We start from the raw sequence: 16,325 nt of genomic DNA on the forward strand, positions 1-16,325 counted from the left end.
CACCGCGGAAGCTTGGCTTCCGCGGTGCTCTTGCTTGCTTTTTATGCCTGAATCGAATCCACCAAGGCGTCGGCCAGGGCATCCAGCTCCACGGCCTTGTCGTCGGAGAGAGAGGAGGCCATACTCAACCGCTCGTTGAGGACGGTCATGTTTTTCATCTCCTCATCGATGAACTTCTGCATGAGATCTCCGGACTTGCAGGCCCAGGAGCCGTTCTCGATAAGGGCGAAGGTGCGGTTCTGGAGGTTGAGGGCTTTCATGTCCTCCAGGAAGCTCTTCATCACCGGGTAGATGCCCAGGTTATAGGTGACGGAGGCCAGTACGATATGGCTGTACTTGAAGGCTTCGGAGATCAGGTAGGACACGTGGGTGTTGGACACGTCGTACACCGACACATTGGTGATGCCCTTCTCACACAGCCTGGCGGCCAGGGCCTGGGCGGCGGCCTCGGTGTTGCCGTACATGGAGGCGTAGGCGATCATGACGCCCTTTTCCTCCGGCTCATAGCGGCTCCACTTGTCGTACTTGTCGATGAAGTAGCCCAGATCCTTGCGCCACACGGGCCCGTGGAGGGGGCAGATGAACTTGATCTGGTCCAGAATGCCGGCGGCCTTGCCCAGCAGCAGTTGGATGTGGGGGCCGTACTTGCCCACGATGTTGGTGAGGTAGCGGCGGGCCTCGTCAATCCAGTCCCGGTCGAAGTTGACCTCGTCGGCGAAGAGCTTGCCGTCCAGGGCGATGAAGGAGCCAAAGGCGTCGGCGGAGAAGAGCGCGCCGTTGGTGGTGTCAAAGGTGACCATGGCCTCGGGCCAGTGGACCATGGGGGCACCCACGAAGGTGACGGTATGCTTGCCGAAGCAGTGGGTGTCCCCCTCCTTCACCTCGACACACTCGTGCTCGTCGGGGTGGAAGCCGAACTGCCGCATGAGCATGAAGGACTTCTCAGTGGAGATCACCTTCACCTTGGGGTAGCGGCGGAGGATCTGCTCCACGCTGGCTCCGTGGTCGGGCTCCATGTGGTTGACCACCAGCCAGTCCAGGGGCTTGTCGCCCAGCAGGTGGTCCAGGTTGTCCTGGAGCTGGCGGTAGGCGGACCAGTCTACCGTGTCGAAGAGGACGGACTGCTCGTCCAACAGCAGATAGGCGTTGTAGGAAACCCCCCTGGGGATGGGGTGGATGTTTTCAAACAGGTGGAGCCGGTGGTCGTTGGCCCCCACCCAATACAGATCGTCCGTTACCTTGCGCACGCAATACATTGCGATTCCTCCTTCTGTTCGTTAGGCCTCAATGAACTGATCCTTGCCCTCGGCGCACTCGGGGCAGACCCAGTCCTCGGGCAGGTTCTCAAACAGGGTGCCGGGGGAGATCTCGGCGTCCTCGTCGCCCAGCTCAGGGATGTACTCATAGCCGCAGCCGCCGCAGACATAGCGCTTGCCGATGGGCTCGGGCTTGGGGGCGGGAGGCCGCTTCATCTTCACCATGGGGGGCGCCGGCTGCTTCTCACCAGTGTCCAGGGCGGCGGCCAGCAGGGGCAGGATCTCGTTGACATCGCCCACGATGCCGTAGTCGCAGTTCTTGAAGATAGGGGCGTTGCCATTCTTATTGATGGCCACGATGGTGGAGGCGTCCTTGATGCCCTTCAGATGCTGGGTGGCACCCGAGATACCGCAGGCGATGTATAGGTTGCCGGTAAACTTCTGGCCGGACATGCCTACATAGCGGCTCAGAGGAACATATTTGAGCGTCTCGGCCACCGGGCGGGAGGAACCCACCGCGGCGCCGGCAGCTTTCGCCAGGTTCTCAATGAGCTTCATGTTCTTCTTGTCGCCGATACCCTTACCGGCAGAGACCACCCGCTCAGCCTGGTTGATGGGGGTGTCCATGGGGATGCCCACGGTAAAGTCGTGTCCGTCCTTCTTCAGTGCCTCCACCAGGGCGGCCACCTTGTCCTTGGACGCTCCGTCCCGGAAAAGCTGGCGCTTGCGCACGCCGGTGATGGGGGCGGGCTTTTTGGCTACAGAGCGGCTGCCGCTGCCGCTGCCCTTGGAGATTTTGCCGATGAGGTGGGAGGCAATAACCACCCGCTGAATCTCATTGGTGCCCTCGTAGATGGTGGTGATCTTGGCGTCGCGGTACATCCGCTCCACGTCCATACCTTTGAGGAAACCAGTGCCGCCGAAGATCTGCACCGCGTCGTTGGTGACCTCCAGGGCAATGTCCGAGGCGTACATCTTGGCCATGGCGGACTCCATGCCGTAGGGCTCGTGGTGCTCCTTCAGCTCGGCGGCGGAGTAGATGAGGAACCGGGCGCAGCGCAGCTTGGTGGCCATGTCCGCCAGCTTGAAGGCCAGGGACTGCTGGGCGGCGATGGGCTTGCCGAACTGAACCCTCTCCTTGGAGTACTCCAGGGCGGACTCATAGGCCCCCTGGGCGATGCCCAGGGCCTGGGCTGCGATGCCGATACGGCCGCCGTCGAGGGTGGCCATGGCGATTTTGAAGCCGTCACCCTCCTTGCCCAGCAGGTTTTCCTTGGGTACCTTCACATCATTAAAGATCAACTCAGCGGTAGAGGAGGAACGGATACCCATCTTGTCATAGTGGTCGCCAAACTCGAATCCCTTCCAGCCCTTCTCCACAATGAAGGCGGAGATGCCCCGGGTGCCGATGTCAGGGGTGGTGACGGCAAAGACCACATAGGTGTCCGCCTTGGGGGCGTTGGTGATGAAGATTTTGCCGCCGTTGAGCAGCCAGTGGTCGCCCTTGTCCACGGCGGTGGTCTCGGTGCCGCCGGCATCGGAGCCGGCGTTGGGCTCGGTGAGGCCGAAGGCGCCAATTTTTTCACCTCTGGCCAGGGGTATCAGATATTTCTTTTTCTGCTCCTCAGTGCCGAAAGCGAAGATCGGCCAGGAGCCAAGGGACACGTGGGCGGACAGAATCACGCCCGTGCCGCCGTCTACCCGGGACAGCTCCTCCACGGCGATGGCGTAGCTAATGGCATCCAGCCCCGCGCCGCCGTACTCCTTGGGGTAGGGGATACCCATCAGGCCCAGCTCCCCCAGTTTTTTTACGGCTTCGGCCGGAAACTCATTGGCCTGATCCAGGGAGAAGGCGATGGGCTTGACCTCCTCTTCGGCGAAGGCGCGGATCTTGGCGCGCAACTGTTCATGCGCTTGGGTCGTCTGGAACAACATGTTGCTTCCTCCTTACACATAATTAAAAGTGGATAAAATTAGTCCAATTTGTAGGCGAAAAAATCAGTCTGCCGGACCCAGAATGTCCTCCAAAGTGTGGGCCTTCAGTTCCGCATTCAGCTTTTCCTGAATGCCTGCCAGATGGCAGTGAACCGTACAGCCGCCATGGCTGGCCCGCCAGGGACAGGAATAGGTGGGATCCATACAACTGCTTAGGCGGGAATCCTCTCCCATAGCGGTCATCAGGTCGTAGAGAGTGACCCGGTTGAGCTCTGCCGACAGGCGGCAGCCACCTTCGGCGCCGCGGGCTACCTCCACAAATCCGGCCCTGGCAAGCTTTTTGAGAATCTTGTGTGCAAAGGACTGGGGGACCAGCTCCCGCTCCGCCGCCTCCGCCGCTGTACGGCGCTCCCCATCCCGCAGGGTGCGCAGCAGGCGCAGGGCATAATCGGTTTCGCGGGTAATCACAGCCGCTCCACTCCTTTCTGATTGGTCTGGCTACAACATATCATTTTGGATAAAGTTTGTCAAGTATAATTTTCCAAAATCGTCACAATGTAAAAAAACGCGCGGCATGTTTTGGCATGCCGCGCGCTGAGGTCAGGATTTTCAGCCCAGCAGATGGATGCTGGTGATCAGGCCGGAGAACACAATGGAAACGGTGGAGCACAGCTTGATCAGGATGTTGAGGGAGGGACCGGAGGTATCCTTGAAAGGGTCGCCCACAGTGTCGCCGATGACGGCGGCCTTGTGGCAGTCGGAGCCCTTGCCACCATGGGTGCCGCTCTCGATGTACTTCTTGGCGTTGTCCCAGGCGCCGCCGGCGTTGGACATGAACACGGCCACCACGAAGCCGGTGACGGTGACGCCGCCCAGCAGGCCCACCACGGCCTCTGCGCCCAGAATCAGGCCGGTGACCACGGGCACTACAATGGCCAGCAGGGAGGGGACCACCATCTCATGCAGAGCGCCCTTGGTGCAGAGATCCACACAGGAGGCGTAGTCGGGGTCGGCCTTGCCCTCCATGATGCCGGCGATCTCCTTAAACTGGCGGCGCACCTCCACCACGATGGACTGGGCGGCCCGCTGCACGCCGCTCATGGTCAGGGCGGCGAAGAGGAAGGTGAGCATGGCGCCCACGAACAGGCCCACCAGAACGGCGGGGTTAGTGATGGAGAGATCCAGCGTGTCCACCTTGACCTTCACCACGTCCACATAGCTGACCAGCAGGGCCAGGGCGGTGAGGGCGGCGGAGCCGATGGCAAAGCCCTTGCCGGTGGCGGCGGTGGTGTTGCCCAGGGAGTCCAGGGCGTCGGTGCGGTTGCGCACCTCCTCGCCCAGGCCGCTCATCTCGGCGATGCCGCCGGCGTTGTCGGCCACGGGGCCGTAGGCGTCGGTGGCCAGGGTGATGCCCAGGGTAGACAGCATGCCCACCGCGGCGATGCCGATGCCATACAGGCCCTTGGAGAAAAGCTCGCCATAGTTGGCCGCATTGGTGGTCAGGGAACCGCCGGCGGCCAGGAAGGAGACGATGATGGCCACGCCGATGATGACGATGGGGGCGGCGGTGGACTTCATGCCCAGGGAGATGCCGCCGATGATGGTGGTGGCGGCGCCGGTCTCGGTGGAGTCGGCCAGGCCCTGGGTGGGCTTATAGGTGTCGGAGGTGTAGTACTCGGTAAAATAGCCGATGGCGCAGCCGGCCACCAGACCCGCCAGAATGGCGATGTAAGGGCCCCAGGAGCCCATGATGTAATAGGTGACGGGGGCGGCGATGACGGCGGCCAGCACGGCGGCGGTGTAGGTGCCTTTGCGCAGAGTAGCCAGCAGGGACTTCTGGGTGGCGTTCTCCTTGGTGCGGATCAGGAAGGTGCCGATGACGGAGCACACCACGCCCACCACGGCGATGATGAGGGGCAGAAGCATGGCGTTCCAGGTCAGGCCATCGGCGGCGTAGGCGGAGGCGCCCAAGGCGAAGGTAGCCAGAATGGAGCCCACGTAGGACTCATACAGGTCAGCGCCCATGCCGGCCACGTCGCCCACGTTGTCGCCCACGTTGTCGGCGATGGTGGCGGGGTTACGGGGGTCGTCCTCGGGGATGCCGGCCTCCACCTTGCCCACCAGATCGGCGCCCACGTCGGCGGCCTTGGTGAAGATGCCGCCGCCCACGCGGCCGAACAGGGCCATGAAGGAGGCGCCCATGCCGAACATGACCATGGTCTGGGCGATCTGGGCGGCCTCAAACCCTGCGATGTACTTGAGAATGTGGAACCAGATGGACACGTCCAGCAGACCCAGGCCCACCACGGTGAAGCCCATGACCGCGCCGGAGGAGAAAGCCACGTTCAGGCCCCGGTTGAGGCTCTCATGGGCGGCGTTGGCAGTGCGGGCGTTGGCGGAGGTGGCAATCTTCATGCCCACAAAGCCCGCCAGGCCGGACCAGATGCCGCCGGTCAGGAAGGCGAAGGGGATAAACCAGTTGTCCAGCATCCCGACTCCTGCCAAAATTAACAAAATGACGAAGACAATGATAAAGATCTTTGCAACGGTAGTATACTGGCGCTTAAGGTAGGCATTTGCGCCCTTACGGATGGATGCGGCCAGCTTTTGCATCAGTTCGGTGCCCTCTGAGAACTTGAGCACCTTCTTGGCTTGGGTTAAGGCGAAGATTAATGCAATTAATGCACCTACTAAGCCGACCCAAAACAGGTTTTCCAACAACTTTCCCCACTCCTTTTTTTCTTTGGAAGCCTTGTAACACAAGGCTTCCAGCGTTAAGAGACAATATAATATTAACGCAAAAAGGGGTGATTTGGCAAGTATATCTTAAGATAAGAAAGCGTCAAATCCTAGGATTTGACGCTTTCGACAAAAACGAATGATTGGTTTAAGAACGCTTCCATGCATTTCTGCTAAAGAGAACGAGAACAGGCAGAACCTCCAGGCGCCCGATCAGCATACACAGGGAGAGCACCAGCTTGGAGAAGCCGGAAAAGGCGGAGTAGTTGCCCATGGGGCCCACCAGCTCCAGTCCGGGGCCCACATTGCCGATGCAGGAGACTACGGCGGTGAAGGTGGTGCCAAAGGAGAAGTTGTCCACCGACACCAGCAGCGTGGCCCCCAGGGCGATGAAAAGATAGGCTGCAAAAAAGAGCTGGACGGAGCGCAGGCTGTCCTCATCTACCACCCGGCCGTCCAGCTTGACCACGTTGACGGAGCGGGGGTGCACCACCTGCCGGATCTCCCGGCGGATGCACTTGAGCAGGAGCAGAACGCGGGAGCATTTGATGGCGCCGCCGGTGGAACCGGCGCAGGCGCCGATGAACATGAGCAGCACCAGCAGAATCCGCGAAAACTCCGGCCACAGGTTGAAGTCAGTGCTGGCGAAGCCGGTGGTGGAGATAATCGAGCCCACCTGAAACGCGGCGTGGCGCACGGCGGAGCCGTCCGCCGGATACATGGGCCAGATGTTGATGGAGATCAGGAGGGTGCTGAAAGCCACCACGGCCAGAAAGAAGCGCAGCTCGTCGCTGCGGAGCGCCTGGTGTACCTTGCCGCAGAGCAGCAGGAAGTAGAGGGCAAAGTTGATGGAGAAGACCAGCATGAAGAGCGTGATGATGACCTCAATGGCAGGGCTTTCATAGGCCGCAATAGACAGGTTTCTGGTGGAGAAGCCGCCGGTGCCCGCGGTGGCGAAGGAGTGAACCAGGCTGTCATACCACGGCATGCCGGCGATTCGCAGGCAGAAGACCTCCAGCAGAGTGAGGGCGCAGTAGATGCCGTAGAGGATTTTGGAGGACTGGCTGGTCTTGGGTACCAGCTTGCTCACAATGGGCCCGGGGCTCTCGGCGCGCATCACATGCAGGGTCCGTCCGCCCAGGCTGGGCAGCAGGGCGATGGTGAGGATCAGCACCCCCATGCCGCCCATCCAGTGCATGAAGGAGCGCCAGAAAAGGATTCCCCTGGGCAAGGGCTCCACTGCGGTCAGGATGGAGGCACCGGTAGTGGTGAAGCCGGAGACCGACTCGAAGAAGCAGTCCACATAGGAGGGGAAAAAGCCGCTGAAAAAGAAGGGGAGGGCGCCGAAGGCGCTCATCAGCAGCCAGATGAGGGCCACAGCGAAAAAGCCCTCCCGGGGGAAAAAGTGGTCGTTGCTGGGTATGAGGGAAAGGGCGAGCCCCACCGCTCCCGTCATGGCAATGGACAGGAGGAAAGGGAGGGGATTTTCGCGGTAGAACAGGCAGACCAGCAGGGGGAGGAGCAGCGCGCCCGCCTCTACCAGCAGGGTCTTGCCCGTCAACTTGAAGACCAGGCGGAAGTTCATGCGTCGCCTCCCAGCTCCAGAAGGGAGTCCTCAAAGATGTCGTTGAGATCCAGAATCCCGTGGTTGCGGGATATGACGATCACGGTGTCACCAGCGGCGATGGAAGAGGAGCCGTCAGGGATTACGATACGGCCCTGGTGCACCAGGACGGCGACCAGGATGCCAGGCTTCAGGCGCAGCTCTCGCAGGGGGGTGTCCCGGTTTCGGGTGGTTGCATTGGCCACAAATTCCATAGCCTCGGCGTGGCCGTCGGCGATCTTGTAGAGGGCGTTCATGACGCTGCCCTTGGAGTTCTGCATACCGCGTACCACCTGAAGAATCTGCCCGGCGGTCAGCAGCTTGGGGGAGATCACGCTGTCCAGCCCAGCGGCGTGGGCGATGCCGGCATAATTCTGGCGGTTGGACTTGGCCACCACCTTGGGTATGCCCTGCTGCATGGCGTAGAGGGAGATAATGAGGTTGTCTTCATCCCGGTCGGTGAGGGCTACGAAGGCGTCGGAGGCGGTCACATCCTCCTCTTCCAGAAGTTCCTGGTCGGTGCCGTCGCCGCAGATGACCGTGGCCTTGGGCAGTACCTCGCTGAGATGGCGGCAGCGGTCCAGACTGCGCTCAATGATCTTTACGTGTATGCCAAGCCGCTCCAGAATGGCGGTGAGGTAGTGTGCGATTCGTCCGCCGCCCACCAGAAATACGTTGCGGCACCTGGGATTGTGCCGCCCCAGCAGGCGAAAGAAGGCGGTCAGGCCGGTAGGCTGGCCGATCAGATAGAGCCGGTCCCCCACCTGGGGCACAAAGGAACCGTCGGGGATGACCACATCTCCCTCCGCCCGCTCGGCGGCACAGAACAGCATAGGAAGGGACTGGAGCTGGCCGCTCTGGGCGGACAGGGGATGTCCCACCAGAAAGTCCTCCTCCCGCACCCGGAAGCCAATCAGCTCCACCCGACCCCGGCAAAAGGTCTCCAGATTGGCGGCAGGGGGAAAGCGGAGCAGACGGGCGATCTCCGCCGCCGCGGCGTTTTCCGGGTTGATGACCAGGTCAATGCCCAGGGCCTCCTTCAGCAGGGAGAGCTCCATAGCATATTCTACATTGCGTACCCGGGCGATCGTATACTTGGCGCCCAGCCGCTTGGCGGTCAGGCAGCAGACCATGTTGACCTCATCCATACTGGTGGCGGCGATCAGCACATCCGCAGCATCCACACCCGACTCTCTCAGGGCGGAAATGGACGCGCCGTTGCCTTTGACACACATGACATCCAGGGCCTCAGAGGCGTGGCGGAGGGCGGCGTCGTTGGTGTCAATTACGGTGATATCGTGCTCCTCCTGAGAGAGGTGCTCGGCCAGGGTAAAGCCCACCTTGCCGTCGCCCACGATGATGATTTTCAAGCTCCATACATCCTTTCAGAGCGCCCGGAGGTGCCCCACAACACATTGCATGCTAATCTTAACGCAATCTTAACACGCATGCAAGGACATTATGCGTAATTTGCCGAAAAAGAGCCCCTCTCCACAGGGAGAGAGGCTCTTTTTCGGCTTTTATACCGTCCATTCACTGTGCACCAGGCCGACCAGATACCAGTAACCCTGATAGCATTCAAACACCAGTTTGAGAGAACACCAGTCGTATCCGGCCATCTGTTCGTCCAGACCGGGAAAGTGATACTCCACAAAACGTCCCTCCGGATAGGCGGAGGCCACATTTTCCAGCGCGTTTCCCTGCATCAGAACGGTGTCTACCGCCGTCTCAGGGGCGGCAGTATAGTCGGCATTGAAGACGTAGCGCTCAAAATACTCCCGTCCGGTCAGTTCAATGGGGGCGCCGGTGCCGTCCTCAATACCCCACACATAAGGGATGTCGTCCTCGGGCAAGACGACGAGCTGGGCGGGGAGGAGATTGCGGTCACAACTGGGCTCCACCGTGGAGTAAGGCGTCAGGGTAACCCCTTTCTCCGGGTGCACCAGCGCGGCCAGGGCCTCATAATCGCTCTCCTTCAGCGCGGCGAGAACCTGTCCGGCACGGTCGGACAGGCAGGAGGTGCCGGCGTCGGCCGGCGCGGCCTGGTAGAGGGTAGATATACCCTCTACCTCAATAGCGTCCAGCGCGGAAACTGCGGGATACTCCGCTGCGGTGGCACGGACCGAGTTCAGGCTAGCAGAGGAGATCCCGCTGCCGAACAGGGTGCCCAGTGCAAGCCCGCCCAAAAGGGCGATCAGGGCAAATAGCACGGCCTTCTTCATCCGGTACACACCTTTCCTGTCAGGGGAAATTCACAATTCCTTATTTTAAAAGCAGCACACAAAAAAAGCAACAACAAAAGGTTACAAAAGCTAGGATGCTTTTGTATATCTTGCAATGATGGGAAAAAGGAGGTATAATAAAAAATAGTTTTTTGTCAGAACAAGGAGGATTATCATGCACGAACACGAGCTGCAATTTCATATCAAATGTAAGGCCGGCGACGTGGGCCGCTACTGTTTCCTGCCCGGTGATCCCGGCCGCTGCGAGAAGATCGCAGCCTACTTTGATAACCCGGTGAAGGTACAGAGCAACCGGGAGTACACCACCTATACCGGAACCCTTCTGGGGGAGAAGGTGAGCGTCTGCTCCACCGGCATCGGCGGCCCATCTGCGGTGATCGCCATGGAGGAGCTGCACAACATCGGCGCGGACACCTTCATCCGGGTGGGCACCTGCGGCGGCATCGCCCTGCCCGTTAAGAGCGACGATGTGGTGATCGCCACCGGCGCGGTCCGCCACGAGGGGGCCAGCCGGGAGTACGCCCCCATCGAGTTCCCCGCCGTGTCCGACTATGAGGTGCAGAGTGCCCTGGTGCAGGCTGCCAAAAACCTGGGCAAGCCCTGGCACGCCGGCGTGGTGCAGTGCAAGGATTCCTTCTATGGACAGCACGACCCCAAGCGGATGCCAGTGAGCCAGGAGCTGCTCTACAAGTGGGAGGCGTGGAAGCGCCTGGGTGTCCTGGCCTCCGAGATGGAGTCCGCCGCCCTGTTCTGCTGTGCCGCTGCCCTGGGGGTGCGCTGCGGCTCCTGCTTCCACGTCATCTGGAACCAGGAGCGGGAGGCTGCCGGGCTGGATCAGGAGGAGAGCCACGATCTGTCCGCCGCCCTGGAGGTAGGCATCGAGGCCGTCAAGCTGCTGATCGAAGCCGACCGGGCCGCGAAGGGGTGAGCCGCAGAACCGCTCCGCCCTGCCTTTGCATAGTGAAAAATGCCTGGAACCATATGGTTCCAAGAAGGTAAAAATCAAAAAGCTAGAAATATCAAGGCCCGCAGCCGGTTTTTTGCCGAGCCGCGGGCCTGTTTTCCCTTATGTTTTCCCTTACGCGCCAAAATTGGCCTTTATGAAATCCTCCATGCGGGCGGCGCTGTCCTGCCTCATGCGCTCCGTGAAGTGACCGTATCTATCCAGAGTAAAGGCCGCGCTGGCGTGGCCGAGGTTGCCCTGGATGGTCTTGATATCATCACCGGCCCGAATAGCGTTGACGGCATAGGTGTGCCGGAGGTCGTGGAAACGGACACCAACCAATCCGGCAGATTTTAAAGCGGCACGAAATTGGAGGCCGACCGTGGACAAACAGAGGGGGCAACCGATATCATTGGTAAACACAAATTGGTGGGGGTTATCCCATAAGGGGCCAGCCAATAACTGCCGTTCAGCCTGCTTCCTTCGCTGCTCCTTTAGAGTGCTGAGCACTGAAGGCGCAGGCGTGATTGTCCGGCTTTTCCCACTCTTTGGAGAGATAAAAAGGCCGCTCTTTTCTCGGTGCTCGGGCCGTACAAGCTGCTTATTTATCAGCAAAGTTCCATGCGTAAAGTCCACGCAGTCCCAGGTCAGGCCCAGCAGTTCCGAGAGGCGGCAGCCGGTGAACAGGGCCACGGAGACCAGTCGCTCTAAACGGCTGCCCTTGAGGGCCTGGAGCAACGCTGCGGCCTGTTCGTCGCTGAGTGGGTGAATCTCCGTGCGCTCTGTCCTGGGGAGTTCACAGTCCGCGGCCGGATTGCGGGATATGTACTCCAGCTTGACCGCCTTCTCCAGAGACTGATGCAAGACCTTATAGGCCAGCCGGACGGAGGCTGGGGAGAGTGAGCCCAGACTGTTGACAAACTGCTGGATCATGTGTGGGCGGAGATCAGGGAGAGACACCGCACCGAGGGCCGGCTTGATGTGCTTTTTTATGAGGCTTCTGTATTTGGTAGCGGTGGCGGGCTTCACGCTGCCGAGATACTCCGCTGCCCACACATCGAGCCAGGAACCAACCGTCATTTTGGCTGGGGTGATATAGGTGCCCGTGTCAATAGCCGCCGTGGCGGCCTTGAGCTTTTGGGCGACCTCCTTCTGCGTCTTGCCGGTGATGCTCCGCTGCACCTGCCTTCCGGTGCCTGGGTCTCGTCCTACTGTGTACCGCGCCTCCCAGTAGGTATACTGCTTCCCACTGCGGGTCACGGTCTTTTTACGAATGGTGCCGCTTCCGGCGGCTGACTTTCTCGCCATTGACTTTTCCCCCTATTCTGTTAAAATAGAAGGGCAGAGCGCCCGCAAAGCAATCTGCCCCCTCTATGGCCGTCCCTGGTGTTCCCGCACCGGGGGCGGTATTTTTATTGCGCTTTTTTCAGCTCGGCCAGCTCCTTGCTCATGGAGCGGATCACCTGTTTCAAGAGAGCCACGTCGTCCTCTATGGCCTCAATTCTGGTCATAGGGGTGAGCTTTGCCTGCACGCCTTGTAACCCCTCTGCCAGCAGGTCAAACTTCGGCATGACATCTGTATCGAAATAGGCAATCATACGATTTTCAGATGCCCGGATGGATGCGTCAATCATGGTTTGGATGGACTGTAAGTCTTTTTCGTCTAACATGCGTAAAACCTCCTGACAGTCATTGGGTGACACTGGTGGTTATAATGTAATGCTTCCGTCCTCATTGACGGTTTGCCCCAGATACCGAACTACACGTTCAGACTTTGGCTGCTTCGCAAGTTCGTTTTTTAACTTTGCTATGGAGACAGCATTATTTCCTCCCCAGGCAGCGGCATCTGCCAGAATCACAGTTTTTGGCTCATTTCCGTTGGAAGGCAAATAGCTTATCGCTAATGTTGTTTTGATTTTCTGCTTTCCGGTGGCGCTCATTCCTCCCAATAGCGCACCAACAGGGCCGAATAGAAGCCCACCAACTACGCCACGGCCCAAAACAGACTGGTTTTGCAGTTCTGACGTTTTCACCTGATCCAGCGCCAGAATATCAGATGTGCTTATCTTATAGTGTTGTATGATCTCATCTGCGCCGAAGGTTTTCAACTTAATGCGATACAAGGAAAGAAATTCTCCTTCCAACACGACCCGGAAAACAGAGTTTTGAGGTAAATCCCCAAGACCATCCAAGTAGTCAAATAAATTTTTTGCAAGAATCTTCGCCATTTACACTGCCTCCTCTTTAGATCCTTCTAGATGCAAGATTTCATGGCACCTATGACATCAGGTATATCCGGAAGTTTTTTGGTAGCGCTGTGATTTCTAAAACTATTTCCTGGCATCAAAAATACAATTCTGCTGCTAGATTCCCGTGTGTGTACCAACAGACAGCTTTGCGCATAAAATCCTCTGGGACTCCAAAATGTTCAGCTAAAGAGTAAATGTCCGTGTACCCATCGGCTACAGCTTCATCTAAATCATCCTCTGATATGTAATTTTGAACGGCCCACTTCCAAGCCTTATACTCGTGTTTCTCAACCAAATCGAATGGACTACATACCTTATGCGTGGCTCCTGTGGACGCATGGCCGCCTTCGTGAGCAACGACAGCAGCCTCATCTCTGGAAGAAGGAATATTGTCGAAGTCCATAAATATCCCATACGTCCCGCCCACTTCTAGAGTGACAGCCTTATCGTCGTCCAAATCCCACATATAGAATTTAGTTCCAGACTGGCTGAGTTTCCGATAAAGCGCTAAGAGCCTATCCATAGGCTATTACCCTTTCTCTTTTTCGATGTCCGCTTTCATAAAACGGGCCATCTCAAGGAGCATTTTTTTCTTTTCATCAGGGAGATCTTTGGATTCTTCATAAAAGGCATAGGTGAAATCATCAAAGCCTATCTCGCGCTCACCCTCCTGGGTGGGCGCCTTTTTTGTTTCTGTGCCAAGGAGATAATCGATCGATACACCAAAGAAGCCGGATATTTTAGTCAAATTATCGGCCTTTAAGGTCTTTATCCGGTCCATCTTCAACTCCGTAAGGTTTCCACGGCTGATCCCCAGTTCATTACACATTTTCCCAACACTGATATTTCTCTCTTGGCACAGATCGTAAATGCGATTGTACAAATCAGACATTTTAGGCCCTCCATTTTTGTGCACAAAATGGAAGCTCTAATTTTTGTACAAATACAGGTTGACTTGTACAAGTGCTTGTACTATAATCAAGCCATGACAGGTACAAAAAATAGTGCTTATGTTTGGTGACACTTATATATTAGTACAAGATTTTGTACCTGTCAACTTAATTTTTTAAGAAGGGAGGAATTTTGTCACTATGGCTGAATATACGGGCTTTGGTTTGGAAGTTAAGACGAGACTGATTAAATCTCCCGTAAAAACACAAGCGCAACTTGCCAAGCAAGTATCAGAACGCACCGGTCTTTATGTAGACGACGCATATATTTCAAAGATCCTTACCGGGCAGCGAAACGCCCCGAAGATCGTCCGAGCTATCCGAGAAATTCTGGATCTGCCGGAGCAGGGACAGGATACCACAACCGGAAAGTAATAAACAGGACTATTGGAAAGGAGAACATCATGGACGACATCAAGAACTACAACCCCGCAGAAGCGGAAACCCTGGACAGCCGCGAAGTGGCTGAGATGGTAGGCAAACAGCATAAGCATCTTCTTCGAGACATCAATGGGTATATCGAAAACATGAAACAGGGCACTGAGCCCAAAGTTGGGCTGAGTGCGGCTGAGCTCAAAATTGAGCCGAGCGAATTTTTCATCCCCAGTACTTATACCGATAGCACCGGTCGGGAACTCCCTTGCTTCCTCGTTACCAAGAAGGGGTGTGAGTTCATCGCCAACAAGCTCACCGGTGAGAAGGGGACGAAGTTCACTGCCCTGTATGTAACCCGCTTCAATATCATGGAGGAGCGCGAGAAGGTCGCTATCGGCGGAAAGACCGCAAAGAGCGGTAAGACCCCGGAGGAGCTGGCCGCCGCCGACAAACGGGCCACGGCGATGCTGCTCAACGCCAAGAACCGGGCGGCGAGTTTCCTTCAAAAGCTCTACGACCGGGCGGGCACCAAGCCAGAGTATCAGGCAATGGCTCTCAGCGATTTCTATTCCGAGGATGGGATTCACCTCCCCCGCATGGCATTCCAGGACATGAAGCATACCTACGACAAGAGCGCTATTGCCGAAAAGCTGGGCGTCTACTCCAAGGCATCCGGCGGCAAGGTGCCCCATGCCCAGGCCATTGGTGCGATTATCTCCACGCTGGATATCTCAGAGGACGAGCGCGAACGGCTTCCCTACTGCAACAACGGGCACGACGGCGTAGATTACCAGTATACCGAGAGCGTGGTTGAGAAGGTGCGGACGTGGATTGAGGCACACGGCAGGCCCAGCACGATCACGGTCAACGGGAAGAACTACGCGGTGGTTTACAGGGAGAGGTCATGAATCGGAATGAATAAAGAGGCGATTGATTTCAAGGTGTATGAATACCTCGGACGTGCGGGCATTGCAAGTGTCCAGGGTAACAGAGGAGAGTTGAGAAGGGATATGCTGTCCCTATTAGTTCTATACCGGCTCCGCTCCAGAGATGCCAGCCAAGAGCTTGCAGAGAAGTGGGCTGCTATCCGCGCATTGGATAGGAGCATGAAGAAAGCGGAGTCCGCCGGTATATCGTTCCCTCTTGGTACACAGCGCCTATCAAAGTTACGGGAGGATTACCGTGTAGCGGAGAGCAGATTTGCGGAGATAGGTCAGTGTATTGCGATTGCTCTGGATTTGTGGCAAAGTGCTGGGGCTACCCTGGATGACCTGTGTAATCTCTGCAATTGTGACCCCGTTCAAGTGAAGGAGAATCTCCACCCAACGGAGAAACTGTTTTCCGAGATGGTTTTTGTCCACAATCTGGATTATAAAGACCCTCGCAACGTTGGCTGGATTGAGGACGAGGTAGACGCCCCGCTGACGCACGCCGTCAAGGCCCATTGGATTGACCTGGTGCGCCACACCGAGTCAGGCAGAAAAGCCGCTCATGAAGCGTTTAAGGCGGTGTTCCCCGAGATAGCAGAAAACGCTCTAACCGTTGTCACTGATGCAGATGGCATCCAGCATTTGATTGATAAGGACGGAGTAGACGTCGGGACGGTCGACGAATAAGGATAGGAGGACACTATGGAAAAAATCGCGTACAACGTCCAGGAGGCCGCCGCTGCGCTCGGCCTGTGCGCAGACGCCGTATATGACTTAGCGCACCGGCCGGACTTCCCGGCGGTACGGGTCGGGAATCGGATTTTGATCCCCTGTGAGAGCCTGGCCCGGTGGCTGGAGGCCCAGGAAGGGAAGCAGCTATGAAGCGGGCCGTCCTGGAGCGCCTGGCCGCTGTGCTCGTCCTGGCGGCCTGTATCTGCGCCGAGTGTATTCCCCTGCTGCTGGCGCTGGTGGCTGCGGCGGCCCTGTGCGTGGGGCTCGCAAATTCACAAGCGCTTGTGAATTTGCGCAAAAAAGAGAGGCCGCCGGTGCTGCGAACACCGAACGGCCCAAAGAAAAAAGTTGATCCGCCCTTATTGTAGAGG

18 protein-coding genes are annotated in these 16,325 nt (G+C 57.8%); 6 read left to right on the forward strand and 12 right to left on the reverse strand.

The window, feature by feature from the left end; translation table 11 throughout:
• Window positions 1-41: 41 nt before the first annotated feature.
• The 7 genes from HMPREF0372_RS16340 to HMPREF0372_RS16370 form a co-directional block, all read right to left on the reverse strand.
• Entirely contained in the window at window positions 42-1,256 is a 1,215-nt protein-coding gene (locus HMPREF0372_RS16340) for an FprA family A-type flavoprotein (protein WP_007494923.1), read from the reverse strand.
• A 21-nt stretch (window positions 1,257-1,277) separates the two neighbouring features.
• Window positions 1,278-3,191 (reverse strand): acyl-CoA dehydrogenase family protein, encoded by a 1,914-nt coding sequence (locus tag HMPREF0372_RS19445; protein ID WP_007494925.1) that lies wholly within the window; start codon window positions 3,189-3,191, stop codon window positions 1,278-1,280.
• Window positions 3,192-3,254: 63 nt separating this feature from the next.
• Window positions 3,255-3,659 (reverse strand): RrF2 family transcriptional regulator, encoded by a 405-nt coding sequence (locus HMPREF0372_RS16350; protein ID WP_007494926.1) that lies wholly within the window; start codon window positions 3,657-3,659, stop codon window positions 3,255-3,257.
• 141 nt (window positions 3,660-3,800) lie between these two features.
• A complete protein-coding gene (locus HMPREF0372_RS16355) occupies window positions 3,801-5,909 on the reverse strand; it encodes a sodium-translocating pyrophosphatase (protein WP_024723105.1) in 2,109 nt (702 codons plus the stop codon).
• Window positions 5,910-6,078: 169 nt separating this feature from the next.
• The gene (locus HMPREF0372_RS16360) at window positions 6,079-7,515 is read right to left on the reverse strand and encodes a TrkH family potassium uptake protein (protein WP_007494930.1); all 1,437 of its coding nucleotides are present in this window, start codon (window positions 7,513-7,515) and stop codon (window positions 6,079-6,081) included.
• Window positions 7,512-8,903 (reverse strand): Trk system potassium transporter TrkA, encoded by a 1,392-nt coding sequence (gene trkA, locus HMPREF0372_RS16365; RefSeq protein WP_007494932.1) that lies wholly within the window; start codon window positions 8,901-8,903, stop codon window positions 7,512-7,514. The genes HMPREF0372_RS16360 and trkA overlap by 4 nt, the downstream gene beginning before the upstream one ends.
• A 150-nt stretch (window positions 8,904-9,053) precedes the next feature.
• Window positions 9,054-9,755: a hypothetical protein gene (locus HMPREF0372_RS16370; RefSeq protein ID WP_007494934.1), complete on the reverse strand. Its 702-nt coding sequence runs from the start codon at window positions 9,753-9,755 to the stop codon at window positions 9,054-9,056.
• A gap of 175 nt (window positions 9,756-9,930) precedes the next feature.
• Here HMPREF0372_RS16370 and udp point away from each other — a divergent pair, with 175 nt between their 5' ends.
• The gene (gene udp, locus HMPREF0372_RS16375; RefSeq protein WP_007494936.1) at window positions 9,931-10,704 is read left to right on the forward strand and encodes a uridine phosphorylase; all 774 of its coding nucleotides are present in this window, start codon (window positions 9,931-9,933) and stop codon (window positions 10,702-10,704) included.
• A 150-nt stretch (window positions 10,705-10,854) separates the two neighbouring features.
• On the opposite strand, the gene HMPREF0372_RS16380 is transcribed toward udp, so the two are convergent.
• The 5 genes from HMPREF0372_RS16380 to HMPREF0372_RS18875 all read right to left on the reverse strand — a co-directional run bounded on the left by HMPREF0372_RS16380 (window position 10,855) and on the right by HMPREF0372_RS18875 (window position 13,860).
• A complete protein-coding gene (locus HMPREF0372_RS16380; protein ID WP_007494942.1) occupies window positions 10,855-12,027 on the reverse strand; it encodes a tyrosine-type recombinase/integrase in 1,173 nt (390 codons plus the stop codon).
• Between the two features lie 104 nt (window positions 12,028-12,131).
• Window positions 12,132-12,389: a hypothetical protein gene (locus HMPREF0372_RS16385; RefSeq protein WP_007494944.1), complete on the reverse strand. Its 258-nt coding sequence runs from the start codon at window positions 12,387-12,389 to the stop codon at window positions 12,132-12,134.
• A 39-nt stretch (window positions 12,390-12,428) separates the two neighbouring features.
• Window positions 12,429-12,947, reverse strand: coding sequence for a hypothetical protein (locus HMPREF0372_RS16390; RefSeq protein ID WP_007494946.1), 519 nt, complete (start codon window positions 12,945-12,947; stop codon window positions 12,429-12,431).
• A gap of 115 nt (window positions 12,948-13,062) precedes the next feature.
• Window positions 13,063-13,491 carry an ImmA/IrrE family metallo-endopeptidase gene (locus HMPREF0372_RS16395; protein ID WP_007494948.1) on the reverse strand — a complete coding sequence of 143 codons (429 nt, stop codon included), beginning with the start codon at window positions 13,489-13,491 and terminating at the stop codon, window positions 13,063-13,065.
• A gap of 6 nt (window positions 13,492-13,497) precedes the next feature.
• Complete coding sequence (locus tag HMPREF0372_RS18875) at window positions 13,498-13,860, reverse strand: helix-turn-helix domain-containing protein (RefSeq protein ID WP_007494950.1); 363 nt, start codon at window positions 13,858-13,860, stop codon at window positions 13,498-13,500.
• A gap of 199 nt (window positions 13,861-14,059) precedes the next feature.
• On the opposite strand from HMPREF0372_RS18875, the gene HMPREF0372_RS16405 reads away from it, so the two are divergent.
• The 5 genes from HMPREF0372_RS16405 to HMPREF0372_RS16425 are packed head-to-tail and all read left to right on the forward strand — an operon-like array spanning window position 14,060 to window position 16,322.
• A complete protein-coding gene (locus tag HMPREF0372_RS16405; RefSeq protein WP_007494951.1) occupies window positions 14,060-14,293 on the forward strand; it encodes a hypothetical protein in 234 nt (77 codons plus the stop codon).
• A gap of 29 nt (window positions 14,294-14,322) precedes the next feature.
• Window positions 14,323-15,201: a Rha family transcriptional regulator gene (locus tag HMPREF0372_RS16410; RefSeq protein ID WP_007494953.1), complete on the forward strand. Its 879-nt coding sequence runs from the start codon at window positions 14,323-14,325 to the stop codon at window positions 15,199-15,201.
• 6 nt (window positions 15,202-15,207) lie between these two features.
• Window positions 15,208-15,909 (forward strand): hypothetical protein, encoded by a 702-nt coding sequence (locus HMPREF0372_RS16415; protein ID WP_007494955.1) that lies wholly within the window; start codon window positions 15,208-15,210, stop codon window positions 15,907-15,909.
• A gap of 15 nt (window positions 15,910-15,924) precedes the next feature.
• On the forward strand, window positions 15,925-16,104 hold the full coding sequence (locus tag HMPREF0372_RS16420) for a helix-turn-helix domain-containing protein (protein WP_007494957.1): 180 nt from the start codon (window positions 15,925-15,927) through the stop codon (window positions 16,102-16,104).
• A complete protein-coding gene (locus tag HMPREF0372_RS16425; RefSeq protein ID WP_007494959.1) occupies window positions 16,101-16,322 on the forward strand; it encodes a hypothetical protein in 222 nt (73 codons plus the stop codon). The genes HMPREF0372_RS16420 and HMPREF0372_RS16425 overlap by 4 nt, the downstream gene beginning before the upstream one ends.
• The last annotated feature ends 3 nt before the right edge of the window (window positions 16,323-16,325 follow it).

Source organism: Flavonifractor plautii ATCC 29863 (genome assembly GCF_000239295.1).
GTDB lineage: Bacteria > Bacillota > Clostridia > Oscillospirales > Oscillospiraceae > Flavonifractor > Flavonifractor plautii.